Here is a 15,538-nt window from a genome sequence, read left to right as displayed (position 1 = left end):
GTCTGCCTTCGGCCGCCCCAGCGCCCAGCCAGCCCTCCGGCGGCCTTGGGCGGGTCGGCGGCCAGGACGGGCGTGGTCCGGCGAGTGGACAGACCACGGCACGGCAATACGGGGCGTCCGCCCTGCTTATCCGGTGGGACCGGTCGGCGGTGGGACAACCAGGGCATCGAGGGCCTGCTGGGCCCGGCCGAGGTTGTCCTTTCCGGCGCGGCGGAGGCCGGCCTTGGCGTATTTCTCGACCATGGTGGTGGACTTCCAGTCCTCGGTGATGACCAGGATCTCCGCCGCGCTGTAGCCCTGGGCGGCGAGGTCGGCGGGGACGCCGGCGCGCAGGCCGTGGCTGGTGGCGTTCTTGGCGTCGAAGCCGGGAGTGCGGGTGACCATGCGCTTGAAGGCGCGGTTCACCGAGTGGCCGGTCATGCCGGTTCCGGAGGCGGGGACGGGCATCAGGCTGCCCCAGCGGGTGATGCCGCGCAGCAGCGGCAACTGCGGCTCTGCTTGGCCGAGTTCGGCGAGCAGTGAGATGTACGTACGGACCACGGTGATCGCTACCGGGTCACGGACGACGTACTCGCGGCCGGTGGACCAGTGGTCGCTCTTCGATGTGCGCTTGCCGACGACCATCTGCTCGGCGCCGTCCTCCAGGTGCTCGAAGACGATGGAGTCGATGCGGTAGGCCGCCTGTTCGGAGCGCCGGGCGCGGGTGCGGTAGCCGAGGTGCAGGATCGTGAGGTCTCGCCAGCGGGCGAGCGGGATGTCGGCGGTCGTGCCCTGCTGGAGGTGGGCGATGCGGGCGGCGTCGACGGGCGGGCTCGACTTCGGGGTGCGGCGGGCGCGGGCGTGTTCGGCGGCCTGCTTGCGGATCAGTTCGGCGGTCGCCTTCTTCGGCGGCCAGTTCTCGTACCCCGCACGGGCGTTGGCGTCGCGGATGGCGGCCATCGCCAGGCGCAGGGAGCTGACGGGCGCGCCCGTGCCGTCGCGGCCGCCGCGGCGGCGGAGGTGGGAGACGTAGGAGACCATGTTCGCCTCGCTGGTGCGCGGCCCGGGGTGGCGGCCGTTGTCGGCGCACCAGCGGGCGAAGTAGCGCCACTGTTCGGCGTAGGTCTGGCTGGTGCGCGCGGGCCGGGCGGAGGCGAGGTCGTCGGCCGCGTCCTCGGTCAGCATCTCATTGGGATCGACCCCGGCGGGCGCGAACGGCGCGAGGGCCTGGCCGTCGTCCACCAGCTCGCCGACCACGATCTCGGTGGAGCGCTCCACCAGGACGGGCAGGCCGTCCGACGCCTCGGCATCCACGGGCGCTCTCCTTCCGGTACGGCGGGCTGATGATCCGTCCGGGACAGCCTATCTGTACCGGGCCCTGTGTCGCGTCCTCTAAATCCAGTTAGAGGACGCAACACAGGAGCTGGTACATACGGCATCTCAAGGCGCCTTCCGCGTCTCTGGCGTGTCTGTCGTGGTTATTTGTGTTCGGCCAGCGGAGCTGTAAAGGTGTCCGCCATGAAGATCACGATCACCGTGGAGAATCCGACCCCCGAGGCACTCGAGAAGCTGCTCGCTCTCGCCGCCATGCCGACTGCCGTCGTGACCGCGGTGCCCGACGACCGCTGGACGCCGGAGCGGGCCCGCTCGTACTACGACCGTCTCCCGCCCCGTGCTCAGCAGATCCTGCTCCAGATCGTCGAGGGCGAAGGTGAGTGCGCCGCAGAGGAGTTGAAGGCAAACGGCCGAAGTCTTCGGGGATCCACCGGCGCGTTCCGCCGGGTGCTCACGGAGGGCAAGCGGACCGGTCTCTGGCCCGACGCGCTTCCGGTGCCCCTGGTCTCCCACATCGTCGGCGGGCAGCTCAAGAAGCTCGAGATGCCAGGACCCGGCACGGAGCAGTACGCACTCCCGGTCTTCGAGGAAGGACTGCGCGATCTGCGGACGGGTGGCTGACAGGGCCGATCCGATCAAGTCTGCGAAATCACTCGGCGCGATGATCAGCCACTGAGTCGATCCCGGCGCCGCTCGCAACCACCGGGCGGACCCGTCCTCGGCAGGCCGGGACAGGTCCGCCTCAAGAGACCGAGACGACCGTCACGGGGTCGGTAAGCAATCGAAGCAGTCGGTGTACCAGCCCTGGTAGATCAGCTCCCGCAAGGCGCCCCCGGTCTGCGTGCCGACCATGCCGTCGATGTCCAGCCGGCCGCGCGCCCGCCCGAACGGTCTCCACCGTGCCGGGCGGGCGCGCGGTCAGCAGGAGAACCGTCTCGTCCACCTCTTCAGGGGTCGTCATGGCCGGTCAGGGTTGAGGTCCCGCACAGCCGTGATCCAACGATTTCCCGCCGGCACCGGCCCGCCCACCGGCACTGGCGGAGGCGGGACGATCCGTTCGCGGCGGCCGAGGCCGGGCCCCTCGCCGCCCGGGTAGTGTTCGGCTCCAAAAGATCAAGCGATTCCGTCGGGCTGCGCCGCGGCCTGCGGGCAAGGGGAGGCCAACGTGATCGTGGGTACCGGCCGGAGACTCGTCCTGATCCGTCATGCGCAGGCCGAACGGGAGACGGCGGTCGACAGGGAACGGCGTCTCGACGAGCGGGGACGGGAGGAGGCGTCCCGGGCCGGGCGATGGCTCGCGGGTTCCGGCATCACGCCCGATCTCGCGCGGGTGTCCGGCGCCCGCCGGACCAGGGAGACCTGGGAACACGTGGGCGCCGCGTTGCCGCGGCTCCCAGAGACGGTCCACGAGCCAGGACTTTACGACCTCAGTGTGAGTATCCATCGACGGGAAGCGGGGATCGGCGAGCTGGTCGCGATGGTGCGTGAGAATTCGGACCACGTGGGCGACCTGGTCGTCGTCGGACACAATCCGAGCCTGCCCGAGCTGGTCCGGCTCCTCGCCGGAGCAGCCGACGGCGACCTCTCACGGTGGGTGGAAGAGTCCGGGTTCCCGACCGCCTCCGTGGCCGTCCTCGAATTCGACGGTTCCTGGCAGGGGATCGGGCCCGGCGCAGCGAGGATCACCGCGTTCTGGACGCCGTCGCAGGGTTGAGACGGTGCACCCCGGGGCGTCGGCGCATCCGACCCCACGCACCACCACCATGGCCAGCCCCACCGGCTACTGAAGGTCTACCGGGGTGAGCCGCTCGGCGGAGGACACACACGGACGCGGCGCTCGACACCCTGCTCGGTGCCCTCGGGACCGGTCGCGAAGCGCTGGCGTTCACCGGCAGCGTGAAAGACGGCCTCGAGAGGTGCAACGGCTGGCCCGGGCAGGGTGCCGGCCCCGGGCCCGCGCCAGCGGTGCTCGCGGCCATCGCGGTGACGGACGACGAACGCGCCGCCGAGTCGACGACGGGCAAGCCACCATCGACGGGCTACTGAAGCGGATCTCCGACGTCCCCGCGCCGGTCGAGCCGACACCTCGGCAGATCGGCATCCCAGCGCAGGCTGCCCTGCCCAGTCGTTGGAATCGTCCAGAAGTCGGCTGGGTGGTAGCGATCAGCGGTTCAGCCGGTGTCGGATGTAGTCCGGCGGGGTCGCGCCGATCTCGATGCGGTTCTCGTCGAGGCCATTGACGATTCGCAGACGGCCCTCGGTGAAGGCGAACTCCACCGCCACCGTTGCGGCCGCCAGGTCACGGTCTGCCGGCCGCCACTCAAGCAGCGCGACCTCGCGCAGTTCCTGGCCGATGAACTGCCCCAGCCGTTCATCGCTGTGGGACCACTGGGGCGTGAGCTCGGACCGCTCCCACCCGGTGATGGCCGCTGCGGTGTCGATGGTGTTCCAGCCGATCGAGAGTTCGTCGAGCTTCGCGTGGCAGACCTCCACCCGGAGGCCGTCGAAGTCCACCACCACCGGGCAGTCGGCGAACCAGTCGTCGTCCCCGGCGAAGCGCACCAGCGCGAACCCCGTCAGCCGCCTGCCGACGAGCGTTGCCAGACGTGATTCGTGCGCCTGCCGAACCGCCTCGACTCCTACCAGGAAGGACGGTTTGAAGCCAGAGATTCCCATGTCCACAGCAGCTGAGTCTTCCTGCCCGCGACGCAATCGGCCAGCACGTATTCGAAGCGGCAGGATCCTCGGCGGCACTTGACAGCGTCGATTCCACGGAACGATACGGATGACGTGTCCTTCGACGACGCCGGAGTTCGAAAGCAGGGAGCGTCCTGCGACGATGACGGCGGCGAGGGCGCGGAGGCCGGGCTGGTCATCCTGGCGGACCGCGCCAAGCCGTTCCGGGAGCCCTCCGCTCTGGTGTCCCGTCAACATGACGGCGAAGGAGCGGATGCGCGGTGTGAGAATGTCGAGCCCGGAGTGATGGATCAGGAGGACAAATGCTCGCGGGGAGCGCTCTCGGAAAGCTGCGTGAACAGCCACTGCGTACTCACCGGCTCCGAGCTCACGGGTGCTGCTCCTCCTCAGGGTAACGACAGGTCCGCTGCCAGGAGTTCGGCCGCGTGCTCGCGAGCACGGTTTCCTCGGCGCCAGGCTGAAAGAACGGGGCTTCCGGGTCGGCCTCGAGCTTCAGCCGTGCGCAGGCTGGGTTACGGATTCGAACTGAATAGATTCGCGTATCCTGAGACGAATCACAGCAGGTCAGGAAGTGTCGGCCCCGCACACGCGGGGATGGCTCGACCACCCAGCACGAGCAGCACGAGCAGCGGCTGTCGGCCCCGCACACGCGGGGATGGCTCCGGCGCCCCGATCGTCGGTCCGTTCAGCGGGTAGTCGGCCCCGCACACGCGGGGATGGCTCCGAAGCGATCTTGCGCATCGGCCCGCCGCCGATGTCGGCCCCGCACACGCGGGGATGGCTCCTGCCGAGTACAGCCGAGCTTTTCAGGAAGCACGTAACGGTACGGAGCCGGACGCAGCCGGGCCGGCGGACGGACAACAGGATCCGATCACGCCCACGACCCGTCGGCTGTGACGTTACCGTGAGCGGATGAGTGAGAAGTCGAAGCCACAGGTGATCTCGAATCGCTGGGCCGGCGCCGTCGCTCCGGACGGCGACGAGTCGCCCCGCGATCTGTGCACATGCCTCGAGCGCCTCAGCACCAGGCCCCAGCGGCCGACCCGCTTCCACCGGGAGCGCCAGGACACCACCGCACCGGGATGGATCCGCCTTCTCGAACTGGTCGAAGAAGCGGCAGCCGACGGACGTGAGGTCTTCGAACCGCTCGTGGAACTCACCGCGGAACAGCGGCGCCAGGTCGTCACGCTCCCCCCGACCATCGCCGGGCTCACCTCGGTCAAGCACCTCGTGCTGTACGGCAGCAACCTGGTGCGCATCCCACCCGAGATCGGCGCTATGCGCAGCCTCGAGGAGTTCACCCCGTACACCTCCTACCGCCTGCACTGGTTCCCGTACGAGATCACCCGGTGTGCCGGCCTGCGTCGCAGTACGGTGAGCACCCGGGCCGTCTACGGGAACTACAAGCGACGGCCGCCGTTTCCGCGGCTGTTGGCGACGACCGCCGCCCAGGGCGTCGACTTCGAGGACCTCGACCCCGGTGTGTGGGGTGCCGCGGTGATCCGTACGTGCAGCGTCTGCGACCAGCGCATCGAGGGCGTGAACCTCCGCCAGGCCTGGATCTCACTGCGGACGTCGGGCGCCGACGTCCTGCCACTGCTGGTCAACGCTTGTTCGACGGCCTGCATCGACGCGCTGCCGGTTCCGGCCGAGGGTTACGTCCAGGCGCCGCACGCCGGCGGACCGGGTGTCGAGCAGCCGCCGGCCGGCCCGAGCCCCCGCTGACCCGTTCAACTGCCTCAGCAGGTCCCGCGCCGGGCACCCCAGGACGTCACGGTGCTTGTCACGGCGTCACGGCAGCGAAGGCCCCATGGCGCCCCGCCGGCGTTTTCCGGTCGCGCCGGGGGGATGTGCACCTGCCGTCCTTGAGGGGGACGACCAAGGCTGCCGCCCCAGGCGCAGGCGAGCGGGATTCGATGCCTGGGTGTCAATCAGGACGGCGCTCGGCCCCGGTACGTCTCTCTGAACTACGCATTGTCCTGGCGATCACCCGGCGGGGCAGGTGCCTCGCGGTATTTTGACCGGACATCGTGGGAGGGATGGGCAGGCAGGTGGACAGTGATCGGCGGCGGCATGCAGCCGTCATGGCGCTCGGTGCGCTCGGGCGGAGCCACGACTACCGTGACCGGGCGGATGCCGGTCACGGCCTGGCAGGCTTCGCCGAGATGCGGGAGGCACTCGGGCCACTGATCGAGCTCGTGCTCGACCCAGGTGACACCTTCGTGACCCGAGTGACCGCAGAAGCCCTGTTTCGGCGAAAGGACAGGGTCGGGCTGGCGATAGTCGCGTCTGCGCTGGCAGCCGCTGACTCGAATCACAGCGATTGGATCCACACCGCAATCGTCGACGTATTCGGCATCTTCTCGGACGACCGGGACAAGGCGTTGGAGCTCTGCGAGGAGTTGTCACGGGACATCGACGACCGCGTCGCCCTGGGAGCCTGCCGGTTGCACGAGATGCTGGCCGGGATCGACCCTGTCCTTCGTCCTGCGTAGCACGGGGCGAACGCGGCCGTGAGAGTGCAGGAGCTCCACAGCAGGGGTCACCTGGCCGAGCAGCGGGCCACCGGGGCCGCCCTGTCCCCCTCGGGACCTGGGCGGCCTCCGGACCGCTCCCCGTCGTCCGTTCCGCCACGACTGTGGAGCCCCACTCGAGGGCCCGCGGCTGCGCCCTGCGGCCCCTGCGGTGACGCGTAGTCCGCTGTGAACGGGCGGAAGTGCTCGTAGCGGACGGTGCGAGGCCGTTTCAGCACATGCTGCTCGGCGTCGGGGAACCGGAGCCGTTCATGCTCCGGCAGGCCCACGGCGGGGAGCCGGCGGCAACCGCGCCGACTGCCGGCGGGGTCAAGCAGGCAGATGGTCGTCCACGAACCCCTGCGGCCCCGTCCGGGCCCCTGCCGTGTTCCGGCGGCGCACCGCCTCTGCCGCGAGCAGCGCAGTCGGGATGGCCGCGGCCGGCACCGTCCACCACGGCAGGTCGGCCCAGAACGCGAGCACCGCGGGCATGACGCAGGAGAACAGCGTCCAGAAGAAGAGCGACCGGGCGAGGGCGAACGTGGTGGGACGGCCGGTGAACAGGAGTGCGCCCAGGGCGGCGGCGAGCACCGCCAGCAGCGCGGCGAAGGTGCCCAGCCCGGCGATGAGCTGCGCCTCGTCGCGGGGCTCGTCGACGGAGGCCTGCGCGACGCCGGCCCGCTCCAGGCGCATCACCTGGCCGCGCCACACCGTGCCGTCCACCCGGTCGCCGGGCTTCAGGTCCTCCAGCAGCGGCCCGGGGTTGCCGAACCGCACCGTGCCGCTCCAGGACGGCGCGCCGTCCAGCGTTGCCAGGTGGTCCTTGTGCCGGAGGACCGTGCCGCTGACGGTGAACGGCACGGTGCGCACGCATTCCTCGACCGCCGTGCCCGGGTTCCCGGCCGGGCAGGTCGTGGCGACCGAGTACGAGCGGGACCGCTCGGTGTCGTCCGGCATCCGGACGGCGAACACGTACCAGGCAGCCGCTGCCGGAACGAGCGCCGTCGCAGCGAGCAGCGCGCCGCCGGTGCGGGTCCATGGTGAGGGACGGTGGGTCATGACGGTTCTCCCCCCGGTCCGGTGCGTGGCCGGAACGCCTGGGTTGCCGTCGCCGGGGCGTGCCGCCCCGCCCCTTCCGGGGTCGGACGGCACCGGGCGGCCCGGAACGCCGGACGGTGTCTCGGTTCTCGGAATCTGTCCGAAGTCCACTGAAGCCCTGTGGACGGTGTGTTACGCCTGAGGGGCCGGGGCCGGCGGGTCCGCAGCCGGGGCCGGGCCGACGGCGTGCCGGCGGACCTCGCGTCGAGCGCCACGCACACCACCCCCGGACCGGCCCGCGGACACAACTGTCCCTTGTTCGCGGCCGTGGGCACAGGCGGTCCCCGTTCAGCGGGCCGTGTTCGCATCGGTGCTCGAAAATCTGGTGGCAGACTTCCGGACCGGTTCCTCCGCCACAAGCGGAATTGCCGACTTTCGCTTGTGAAGCGGCGGGTGGCGTTCCGCATATTCGCCTCGTCATCTGATGGAAAACACCATCAGATGATTTCCCCGTATGGCACAGTACGTCGATGTGACAGACAGGCTGATGTCTACACAGGGGTATTGGGATCCGGATCATCCCGTGCTCGAGATTCTGCGCGCCAGGCGCGACTCCGGGAGCCTTCCGGGGAGCCGCACGGACGGGGCGCGGGTCGCGCTTGCCGTCGAGGGTGGCGGCATGCGCGGGGTGGTATCGGCCGCGATGTTGTGCCAGTTGGAGGACCACGGCTTCAAGGACGCCTTCGACGTGGTCTACGGGTGTTCGGCGGGCGGGATCAATGGCGCCTACTTTCTCATGGGGAACACCTGGTATTCACTGTCGATCTATTATGACGACCTGGCGACGCGCCGGTTCGTCGACTTTTCCAGGGCGCTGCGCCGAAGGCCTGTTCTGAACCTGGGCTACGCCTTTGACCACGTCATGGAGCGAGTCAAACCGCTGGACTATGCGGCGGTGATCAACTCTCCGGCTCGGCTGGCCGTTCCGGTCACGGATGTCGACGCCCTGCGAACAGTCGTGCTGCACGACTTCTCCTCCAAGGATGAACTCAAGTCGGCGCTGCGCGCCTCCGCCTGGCTGCCGATCGCAGTACCGGGCACCGCGCGGACTTCCGACGGGAGGCGGGCCGTGGACGGCGGCGTGCTGACGGCACTCCCGTTCCGGCTCGCGCTCGACGACGGCTGTACGCACGTGCTCTCGCTGAGTACCCGCCCGATGCGCGAGCGCATGGGCGGAAGCCTGTCCCTGATGCACCGCTACACCTACCTGTACCTCGAACGGCTCCGTACCGGGCTGGGAAGCGGCTACCTGGCGGCAATCCGGCAGAAGTACCGCGATCAGGAGTGGCTGCGCAGTCAGCGGCGTTCGGTCGGCGAGGTCGGGCCGCACGTGCTGGACCTCGCTCCCCTGCCGTGGATGCCGGAGCTGAAGCGGCACGAGACGGACCGGAACCTGCTGCTCGAACACGCTCGCACGGCCTACGAGACGGCATTCTGCGCGTTGGAGGACCGACCCACCGCAATGATCGCCCAGGGCCGCATCCATGCCGTACCACGGCTGACGGTGGTGGAGACCGCGAATGGCGCCCCAAGGAGCAACGCTCGACCCGGTGCTCGCCGCCCTGCGCGACCTGACGGGCTATAGCGAGGACCGGACGGCCTCGCTGCGGTCGGCGCTGAGCCTGCCGCCGTCCGGGCCGGAGAACGCCAGGCGGCGTGCCGGCCGGCTCGTCGCCTGGCAGCGGGTGCTGCGGGACATACCGGTGGACGAGCGTTCGTTCGACACCCGTTTCGGACTCGGCTCGCGAACGGCCACGATCGCCCACCTGACAGCCTGGTGCACCCGCTACCGGGAGCAGAGCGAAGCGCTCCAGGAGGCGTGCGCCGACGTCTTCGGGTTCACCGGGTTCTTCCTGCTGACGTTGATCGGTCTTGCCGAGTCCGAGGCGCAACGTTCCCGGGTCTCGACCGCGGCCCCGGGAGACGGGGGCGACACCGCGCACGGTGCGGACGGGGGCACCCTCACCCACGACTGCCCGGCGGTCTGCGGTGTACTCGCCGCGAACGAGGAGGTCGGCCGGGTGGTGTCGGCCGTCTACAGCCCCGAGGCCGCCGCAGGGTACCGCCCCGGCCCGGACACCGCGCAAGCGGTCCTGGAATGGCGGGCCATGGCGCCGAACCTGCGCTTCCACCGTCACGGCAGCACGTCCGTGATCCTCCGGGGGAGCACCGTCGGCCCGGTGCACGGGGCCCGCCCGGACTTCGCACTGAAGCTGATCCTCTACCCGTTCACCCGGATCGAGACCTTGGCCAGGGCGACCCGCGAGTACGCGCGGACCTACGGGTCGGCTGCCCAGGGCCTGCGGCACCTGGTGCGGGTGTGGGCCAGCTCCGATGACTGGATCATGATGGAGTTCATCGAGGGCAGCACCCTCGCCGAGACCGTCCGGGCCGAGGCGGCCGGCCGTCCCGCGGGTGAGCTCCGGCTGAGTCTGGACCGGCTCCGCGAACACGGACTGAAGCTGTTCGACGCCCTGGCAGAGCTTCAGCAGGCCGCTGCGGACAATCCGTTGCACGGCCGGCTGGGCGGTGTCCACGCGGACCTCTCGCCTTCCAACATCATCGTCTCGACCACCGACGGGACCTTCCGACTGGTCGACCTCGGCCGCAACTACCTGTACACGCACACCATCACCGGCACCACCGGCGTCGCCTCCTCCTACATCGCACCCGAGGTCCGGGCCGGGGACGGCGACATCCGGCGCGCCGACCTCTACTCGCTGGGCCGGTTGCTGATGCTCTTCGGCACCGGGGCGGAGAGCACCGAACGGGTGGTGCCGGACATCTTCTACATGCGCGCCCCGCAGCTGGCCCGGTTCCTGGAGGACCTGGTCGACGCCGTCCCGCAGCGGCGGCTGCTGATCTTCTCCGATCCGGCGCGGCGGGACTTCTCCTACGTGCAGCTGAAGGAGCGCTTCCTCGCCGAGCTCGAACTGGTCCGGGCCGCCGAGCGCGACATCGGCGAGCTGCGGGTCCAGACCGGGTGGCGGGCGCTGCGCGAGCTGGCCCGACCACTGGCGGGCGACCCCGGCCGGGAGTGGCGGCTGTGGCGCAGCCGCCGGCGAAGCGGCACTCCGTCGGCTACCGGCAGCCGACAACCGCTGGCCACCTGGCTGCTCGGCTGGTCGTTGCTGTCGGCCCTGGTGTGGGCGCTCACCAACTTCGCCGTCCTGACCTGGCTGGCCCGCGACCTGAACCTGTCCTGGGACAATCGGCTGATCGAGCTGACCCAGCACCTTGGCGGCAACCGCGACGGCCTTCCGATCGTCGACTCGTGGCGGCACGCGGACTACGCCGTACCGGACTGGCGGGCCAATCTTCCGGCCCGCATGGTCGGGTTGTCCTACGCCATCGCCGCCCCAAAGTACTACCAAATGCTGTTCTCCGGCCTGACGCCGCTCGCGATCGGCCGACGGGCCGGCTCGTTGAGCCGGCTCGCCCTGACCACCGAGACCATCATGCGGATCATGGCGGTGGTCCCGTGCGGCCTGGTGCTGGCCATCACCCTGGTCGAACCGCGCTGGTGGCCCATCAACTCGGCGATCGGACAGATCCTCACCTGGCTCGCCAACGCCGTCACCCTGGCGTACGTCCGCGCCGTCATCGCGCGCTCCCGGCGGCTCGGGCTGACCACGGTGCCCGAGGATGACAGCAAGATCACCGGCCTGGCGGCGTTCACCCAGTGGTCGCCGACCTCGATGTTCTACGCGGTCGCGGTCCTCAGCGTCGGCACCCTGCTCTACCTGGGACTTCTGCACGACGTCTACGTGTACGCACTGGCAGTCACCTCGACCAACCTCATCCTCTTCTATGTCATTAAGTGCGGCCTCGGCGGCCCGCTGGTCCGGGTGGCCATCGTGCGCGCCTGCCTGACCGCCGAACGGATCGGCCGCCTCAGCAGTCGGTGACACCCCTCGCCGACCACGAGCGGGGCAGCGAACGGACCGCTGCACGTCCGGGCGGAGACGGCGGACGAGGCGGCTCTGTGGGCTCGGCGGGCCGTCCGGTTGATGCGAGGTGCTTCGATCCGGTTCCGTCGGATCCACGATGACGTCGCGGACCAGGTCATGGAGCTGGGGCGGCTGTACGACGGCTGGCAGCGTGCGACGGCCATGGCCGCACGGGCGCTTGCCGCGTTCTACGCCTCGGGCGCCTCGCTGAACCCCACGATCGTGGCGTTGCGCCGGGCCGAGACGGACGGGGTCATCGCGGCCGACGAGGGCAGCGTGAGCGAGCTGCGGGCGCTCCGGTACGGTCTGCTCGAACTGCAGCGGAGAGCAGGGGATCGGTGGCTGCGGGTGGGGCGGGGAAAGCTGGTCTACCTCTACCCGTTCGCCGTGCGCGGCGTGGAGCCCTCTGAGCTGGTCGAGGCGGTCGAGCAGGACGAGGCGTCGCGTTGGGAACTGGCCGGCACCAGCCCGGTCAGGACACACGGCTCGCTCGATCTCGACGACGTCTGGAAGAGCCACGACGACCTGGGCCACCGCTACGACGGTGCGCTGGTGGTGATGCCGGACGCCGTCGTCCGTGCGCCGGATGGGCGGGCGCTGGCCGGGCTCGGTGTCCAGGTGCGCCATTCGCTTCTGGGGAACCACTACGTGCGGTTCGAAGCGGATCTGGCCGATGTCTCGGCGGTCGAGCTGTTCGCCATGCTGTTCTGGGCCGGACCGGAGGTCGGGGCGCTGGACATCGGATTCGACGGCACTGGTGGTGACAGCACCGGCGGCGCCCGGCCGGCACGTGACCGACCGCGGTGGCCCCGCTTGTCGGCCCTGGCGATGGACCTGGCGCAGGACTCGGTGCCCGCGCGGCTGGGGGCGACGCGGGCGGTCGTGTGCCGGCCGGGCCTGTACTTCCCCACCCCGGGGGACACGAGCATCCACGAGGCCCACCCCAACGGCTACAACCGGGAAGCCGACGGCTCGCTCCGCGACTACACCGAACTGGACCCGTCCTGGGGCTGGACGGCGGGCGCCGTCGTCTCCACCACTGGCGACATCAGCCGCTTCTACACCGCGCTCCTCGGCGGTCGCCTCCTCCCGGCGGCGCAGCTCACCCAGATGCGCACCACCGTCCCCGCCGACGAGGTGGCTCCGGGCGTCCGCTACGGGCTGGGCCTGGTGAGCCGGCCGCTGTCGTGCGGTGGCGTGTACTGGGGCCACGGCGGGACGACCCCGGGCTACCGCTCCCGCGACGAGGTCACCGACGACGGTCGCGCCGCCGCCATCACAGTCACCACCGTCCCGGACGAGGCCGGCGCACAGCACATGGCGGCCGCCCTGGACGCGGCCCTCTGCCGCTGACCCTCCCCTCGGCGTGCAGCCGACCGAGCTCGGCCCACCTCAGCCCACTCCGGCCCGCCTCAGCCCGCCGGGTTCGTGCGCCGGGCCTCCACCAGGCCCGACTCGTAGGCAGCACGATCACACCGGTAGGCGCCAGCCGGGTCCGTCCTCGCCGCCGAGCCAGACCCGCTGTCCGTCGCCGGTGACGGTGATGCCGAAGTGGTCCTGGTGCGGTGCGCCGGCCGCCTGCCAGGCCTCGACGGCGTGCTCGACCTGGTCCCACAGGCGCAGCGGGCCGCGTTGGGTGACGGTCCATCCGCCGTGGCCGTCGGGTTGGGTGCGGGCGTGGGAGCCGGTGGCGTGGTCGATGAGGATCTGTTGATCGCCGGCGCCGATGCGTTCGGCGGAGGGGGCGGAGAGTTGGGCGACCCAGGTGCCGGTCCAGGTGGTGATGGTGGCGGGGTTGATGCGGGTGGGGCGTTCGTCGCCGGGGAGGAGGGTGGGGTTCTGGCGCGGGGGGCGGTCGTGGGGGCGGGCGATCATGAAGCTGGTCCAGCCGGGCAGGAAGCGGCCGGTCGCCTCGCCGGGTTCGGTGACGGTCAGCAGGGCGAGGCCGTAGCCGAACTGCCAGCCGGAGAAGGTGACGAGGATCTTTCCGCCGGGCCTGACCTGGTGCAGCCAGGGGTAGGGCAGGGTGCGCACCGCGCAGGTCGCGATCAGTCGGTCGTACGGTGCGGCGGGCTTGTGGCCGGCGAGGCCGTCGCCGACGACCAGGCGCGGGGCGTAGCCGGCGGTCTTGAGGGAGGTGGCGGCGCGTTCGGCGAGGCCGGGGTCGACTTCGACGCTGGTGATGTTCTCCTCGCCGAGGCGGTGGGCGCCGAGCGCGGTGGAGTAGCCGGTGCCGGTGCCGATCTCCAGGATGCGGTGGCCGTCGTAGACGTCGAGTTGCTGCCACATGCGCAGGACCAGGGACGGCAGGGTGGACGAGGAGGAGGGGGATCCGGCGACCGGTTGGTCGGTGTCGGCGGGGTGGATGCGGCCGTCGAGCTGGGTGATGAGGGTCTGGTTGGTGCAGACGGCCTCCAGCCAGCCGTCGCCGCCTTCCCGGACCGGTTCCCAGGAGGTGGGGAAGGAGCCGGGGACTTCGCGGAAGTAGTCGCCGACGAAGACCTCGCGCGGCACGGCTGCCGCGGCGGCACGCCAGTGCGGGTCGGTGAGGCCCTCGTCGGCGGCGAGCTGCCGGACGAGGGCTGCGCGCAGGTCCGCGGCGGCGGCGGCGGTGGTCATGCGGCAGGGCCCTTCTGGAGCTGGTCGGCGATCGCCGTGGCGATGGCGTCGGTGGTCGGGGGCGGGAAGAACGCCCACTGCCCGTTGCTGTTGCATTCGAGGAACCACCAGCGGCCGGAAGCGTCGACGGCGAAGTCGAAGGCGCCGTAGACGAGCCGGAAGTGCTCCAGGTAGCGGGCCACGGACCGGCGCACGGACGTGGGCACGTCGATCGGGGTGTGGGTGAGCAGGTGCTGGCGGCGGCGCCAGTCCAAGTCCGGGCTGTCGATCCGGACGGCGAAGAGCTCGCGGCCCACCGCGGTCAGCCGCACGTCGTGGTCCTTGGCCAGTCGGGTCTGGAACAGGTTCGGGCAGGCGGCGACGGCGTCGGTGATCTCCTTCGGGGCGACCTCGGCGACCCAGGCCTGCACCGGCCGGCCGTCCTCGTCCGTGCAGGGGGAGTTCCACAGCGGCTTGTAGACCGCGCCGTCCGGCTGCTCGGCGCAGAAGGCGCGCGCCTGCTCGGGGTCGGTGGTGACGATCGTGTCGGGGACGGCAGAACCGGCCGCGAGCGCGGCGTCGAGCTGGGCGGGCTTGTGCTCGGCAGCCCGGATCCGCCAGGGGTGGTTCACGTAGTGGGCGCCGGGCAACGCGGCGAGGACACCCCCGACGCCCCACTGGGCCTGGGCGCGGGCGAACTCGGCGTCCTGCCCGTCCATGCCGGCCGGCGCGGCCCAGCCCGAGGGGCGCCGGTACCAGACCGCGCGGACCCGGTCGAGGTCGAGGGTGCGGCTGGAGGTGGCAAGGGTGCCGCGCCGGCCGGCCGCGGTGTAGCGGGCGGTCAGCACGGCGCCCTGGTGGAGGTCGGCGCCGGGATCCGCTCGTACGACCCGCACCTGCCGCTCGGCCAGGATCCGCAGCACGATGTCGGCCGTCGGATCGTAGGCGCAGGTCAGCACCAGGACCGCCGTCCGCCGGTCACCCGTCATGGTTCAGCTCTGGTCCTGGTCGTTGGAGGTCACGGTGTCCACGTCGGTCGGCTGGGCCTGGCCGCCGCTCTGCCCGTCCCCGCCACCGCCGCCGGTGCTCGTCGGGCCGGTCCGGTCGGTACTGGTCCCGTGCTTGCCGAGCTCGACGGTGCGGCCCTGCTCGTCGTGGAAGACCGCGACCTGGGTGTCCGGGTCGATGACCGGAGTCAGGGCGGGCCAGGGCGGCGTGTCGGCGAACGGGCGCATTCGGGTGGCACCCCACGGGGCGGTGACGGCGTTCGGCATCCTGATCTCTCCCACACCTGATACGTGACTCTGGCGATGTGAGTGGTAACCATCGGTCATCATGCCGGTCGGCGGGACCTGCTGGGAGAAGTTT

At 70.8% G+C, this 15,538-nt stretch carries 13 protein-coding genes and 1 CRISPR repeat array; of the genes, 7 read left to right on the top strand and 6 right to left on the bottom strand.

Annotated elements, in window-relative coordinates; translation table 11 throughout:
• Nucleotides 1–126: 126 nt before the first annotated feature.
• Nucleotides 127–1,293, bottom strand: coding sequence for a hypothetical protein (locus ACGFSC_RS15005; RefSeq protein ID WP_359907341.1), 1,167 nt, complete (start codon nt 1,291–1,293; stop codon nt 127–129).
• 204 nt (nt 1,294–1,497) lie between these two features.
• On the opposite strand from ACGFSC_RS15005, the gene ACGFSC_RS15000 reads away from it, so the two are divergent.
• Both ACGFSC_RS15000 and ACGFSC_RS14995 read left to right on the top strand, forming a co-directional pair.
• The gene (locus ACGFSC_RS15000; RefSeq protein WP_359907344.1) at nt 1,498–1,935 is read left to right on the top strand and encodes a hypothetical protein; all 438 of its coding nucleotides are present in this window, start codon (nt 1,498–1,500) and stop codon (nt 1,933–1,935) included.
• 544 nt (nt 1,936–2,479) lie between these two features.
• The gene (locus ACGFSC_RS14995; RefSeq protein WP_359907347.1) at nt 2,480–3,028 is read left to right on the top strand and encodes a histidine phosphatase family protein; all 549 of its coding nucleotides are present in this window, start codon (nt 2,480–2,482) and stop codon (nt 3,026–3,028) included.
• A 449-nt stretch (nt 3,029–3,477) separates the two neighbouring features.
• On the opposite strand, the gene ACGFSC_RS14990 is transcribed toward ACGFSC_RS14995, so the two are convergent.
• A complete protein-coding gene (locus tag ACGFSC_RS14990) occupies nt 3,478–3,990 on the bottom strand; it encodes a hypothetical protein (protein WP_359907380.1) in 513 nt (170 codons plus the stop codon).
• 593 nt (nt 3,991–4,583) lie between these two features.
• Nucleotides 4,584–4,796: a CRISPR direct-repeat array (repeat unit 30 nt; unit sequence TGTCGGCCCCGCACACGCGGGGATGGCTCC).
• A 127-nt stretch (nt 4,797–4,923) separates the two neighbouring features.
• On the opposite strand from ACGFSC_RS14990, the gene ACGFSC_RS14985 reads away from it, so the two are divergent.
• Both ACGFSC_RS14985 and ACGFSC_RS14980 read left to right on the top strand, forming a co-directional pair.
• Nucleotides 4,924–5,736 (top strand): leucine-rich repeat domain-containing protein, encoded by an 813-nt coding sequence (locus ACGFSC_RS14985; protein ID WP_359907350.1) that lies wholly within the window; start codon nt 4,924–4,926, stop codon nt 5,734–5,736.
• A 314-nt stretch (nt 5,737–6,050) separates the two neighbouring features.
• Nucleotides 6,051–6,506 (top strand): hypothetical protein, encoded by a 456-nt coding sequence (locus ACGFSC_RS14980; RefSeq protein WP_359907353.1) that lies wholly within the window; start codon nt 6,051–6,053, stop codon nt 6,504–6,506.
• 348 nt (nt 6,507–6,854) lie between these two features.
• Here the strand turns inward: ACGFSC_RS14980 and ACGFSC_RS14975 are convergent, their stop codons facing one another.
• Nucleotides 6,855–7,583 (bottom strand): hypothetical protein, encoded by a 729-nt coding sequence (locus ACGFSC_RS14975; RefSeq protein WP_359907356.1) that lies wholly within the window; start codon nt 7,581–7,583, stop codon nt 6,855–6,857.
• 493 nt (nt 7,584–8,076) lie between these two features.
• Here ACGFSC_RS14975 and ACGFSC_RS14970 point away from each other — a divergent pair, with 493 nt between their 5' ends.
• The 3 genes from ACGFSC_RS14970 to ACGFSC_RS14960 all read left to right on the top strand — a co-directional run bounded on the left by ACGFSC_RS14970 (nt 8,077) and on the right by ACGFSC_RS14960 (nt 12,925).
• Nucleotides 8,077–9,207, top strand: a complete 1,131-nt coding sequence (locus ACGFSC_RS14970; RefSeq protein WP_359907359.1) for a patatin-like phospholipase family protein — start codon at nt 8,077–8,079, stop codon at nt 9,205–9,207.
• Nucleotides 9,143–11,530 (top strand): hypothetical protein, encoded by a 2,388-nt coding sequence (locus tag ACGFSC_RS14965; RefSeq protein ID WP_359907362.1) that lies wholly within the window; start codon nt 9,143–9,145, stop codon nt 11,528–11,530. The genes ACGFSC_RS14970 and ACGFSC_RS14965 overlap by 65 nt, the downstream gene beginning before the upstream one ends.
• A 159-nt stretch (nt 11,531–11,689) precedes the next feature.
• Nucleotides 11,690–12,925 (top strand): serine hydrolase, encoded by a 1,236-nt coding sequence (locus tag ACGFSC_RS14960; protein ID WP_359907365.1) that lies wholly within the window; start codon nt 11,690–11,692, stop codon nt 12,923–12,925.
• 117 nt (nt 12,926–13,042) lie between these two features.
• On the opposite strand, the gene tgmC is transcribed toward ACGFSC_RS14960, so the two are convergent.
• Genes tgmC through tgmA form a run of 3 tightly spaced genes read right to left on the bottom strand, consistent with a single transcriptional unit; the run spans nt 13,043 to nt 15,444 of the window.
• The gene (gene tgmC / locus ACGFSC_RS14955) at nt 13,043–14,191 is read right to left on the bottom strand and encodes an ATP-grasp peptide maturase system methyltransferase (protein WP_359907368.1); all 1,149 of its coding nucleotides are present in this window, start codon (nt 14,189–14,191) and stop codon (nt 13,043–13,045) included.
• Nucleotides 14,188–15,159: an ATP-grasp ribosomal peptide maturase gene (tgmB, locus tag ACGFSC_RS14950; protein WP_359907371.1), complete on the bottom strand. Its 972-nt coding sequence runs from the start codon at nt 15,157–15,159 to the stop codon at nt 14,188–14,190. The genes tgmC and tgmB overlap by 4 nt, the downstream gene beginning before the upstream one ends.
• 3 nt (nt 15,160–15,162) lie before the next feature.
• Nucleotides 15,163–15,444, bottom strand: coding sequence for a putative ATP-grasp-modified RiPP (gene tgmA / locus ACGFSC_RS14945; protein WP_359907374.1), 282 nt, complete (start codon nt 15,442–15,444; stop codon nt 15,163–15,165).
• Between the last annotated feature and the right edge of the window lie 94 nt (nt 15,445–15,538).

It is taken from the genome of Kitasatospora sp. NPDC048715 (assembly GCF_043198905.1).
GTDB classification, from domain to species: Bacteria; Actinomycetota; Actinomycetes; order Streptomycetales; family Streptomycetaceae; genus Kitasatospora; species Kitasatospora lactacystinica.
Note: the sequence above shows the minus strand (reverse complement) of the source record. Positions and strands in the feature narration are given on the sequence as shown.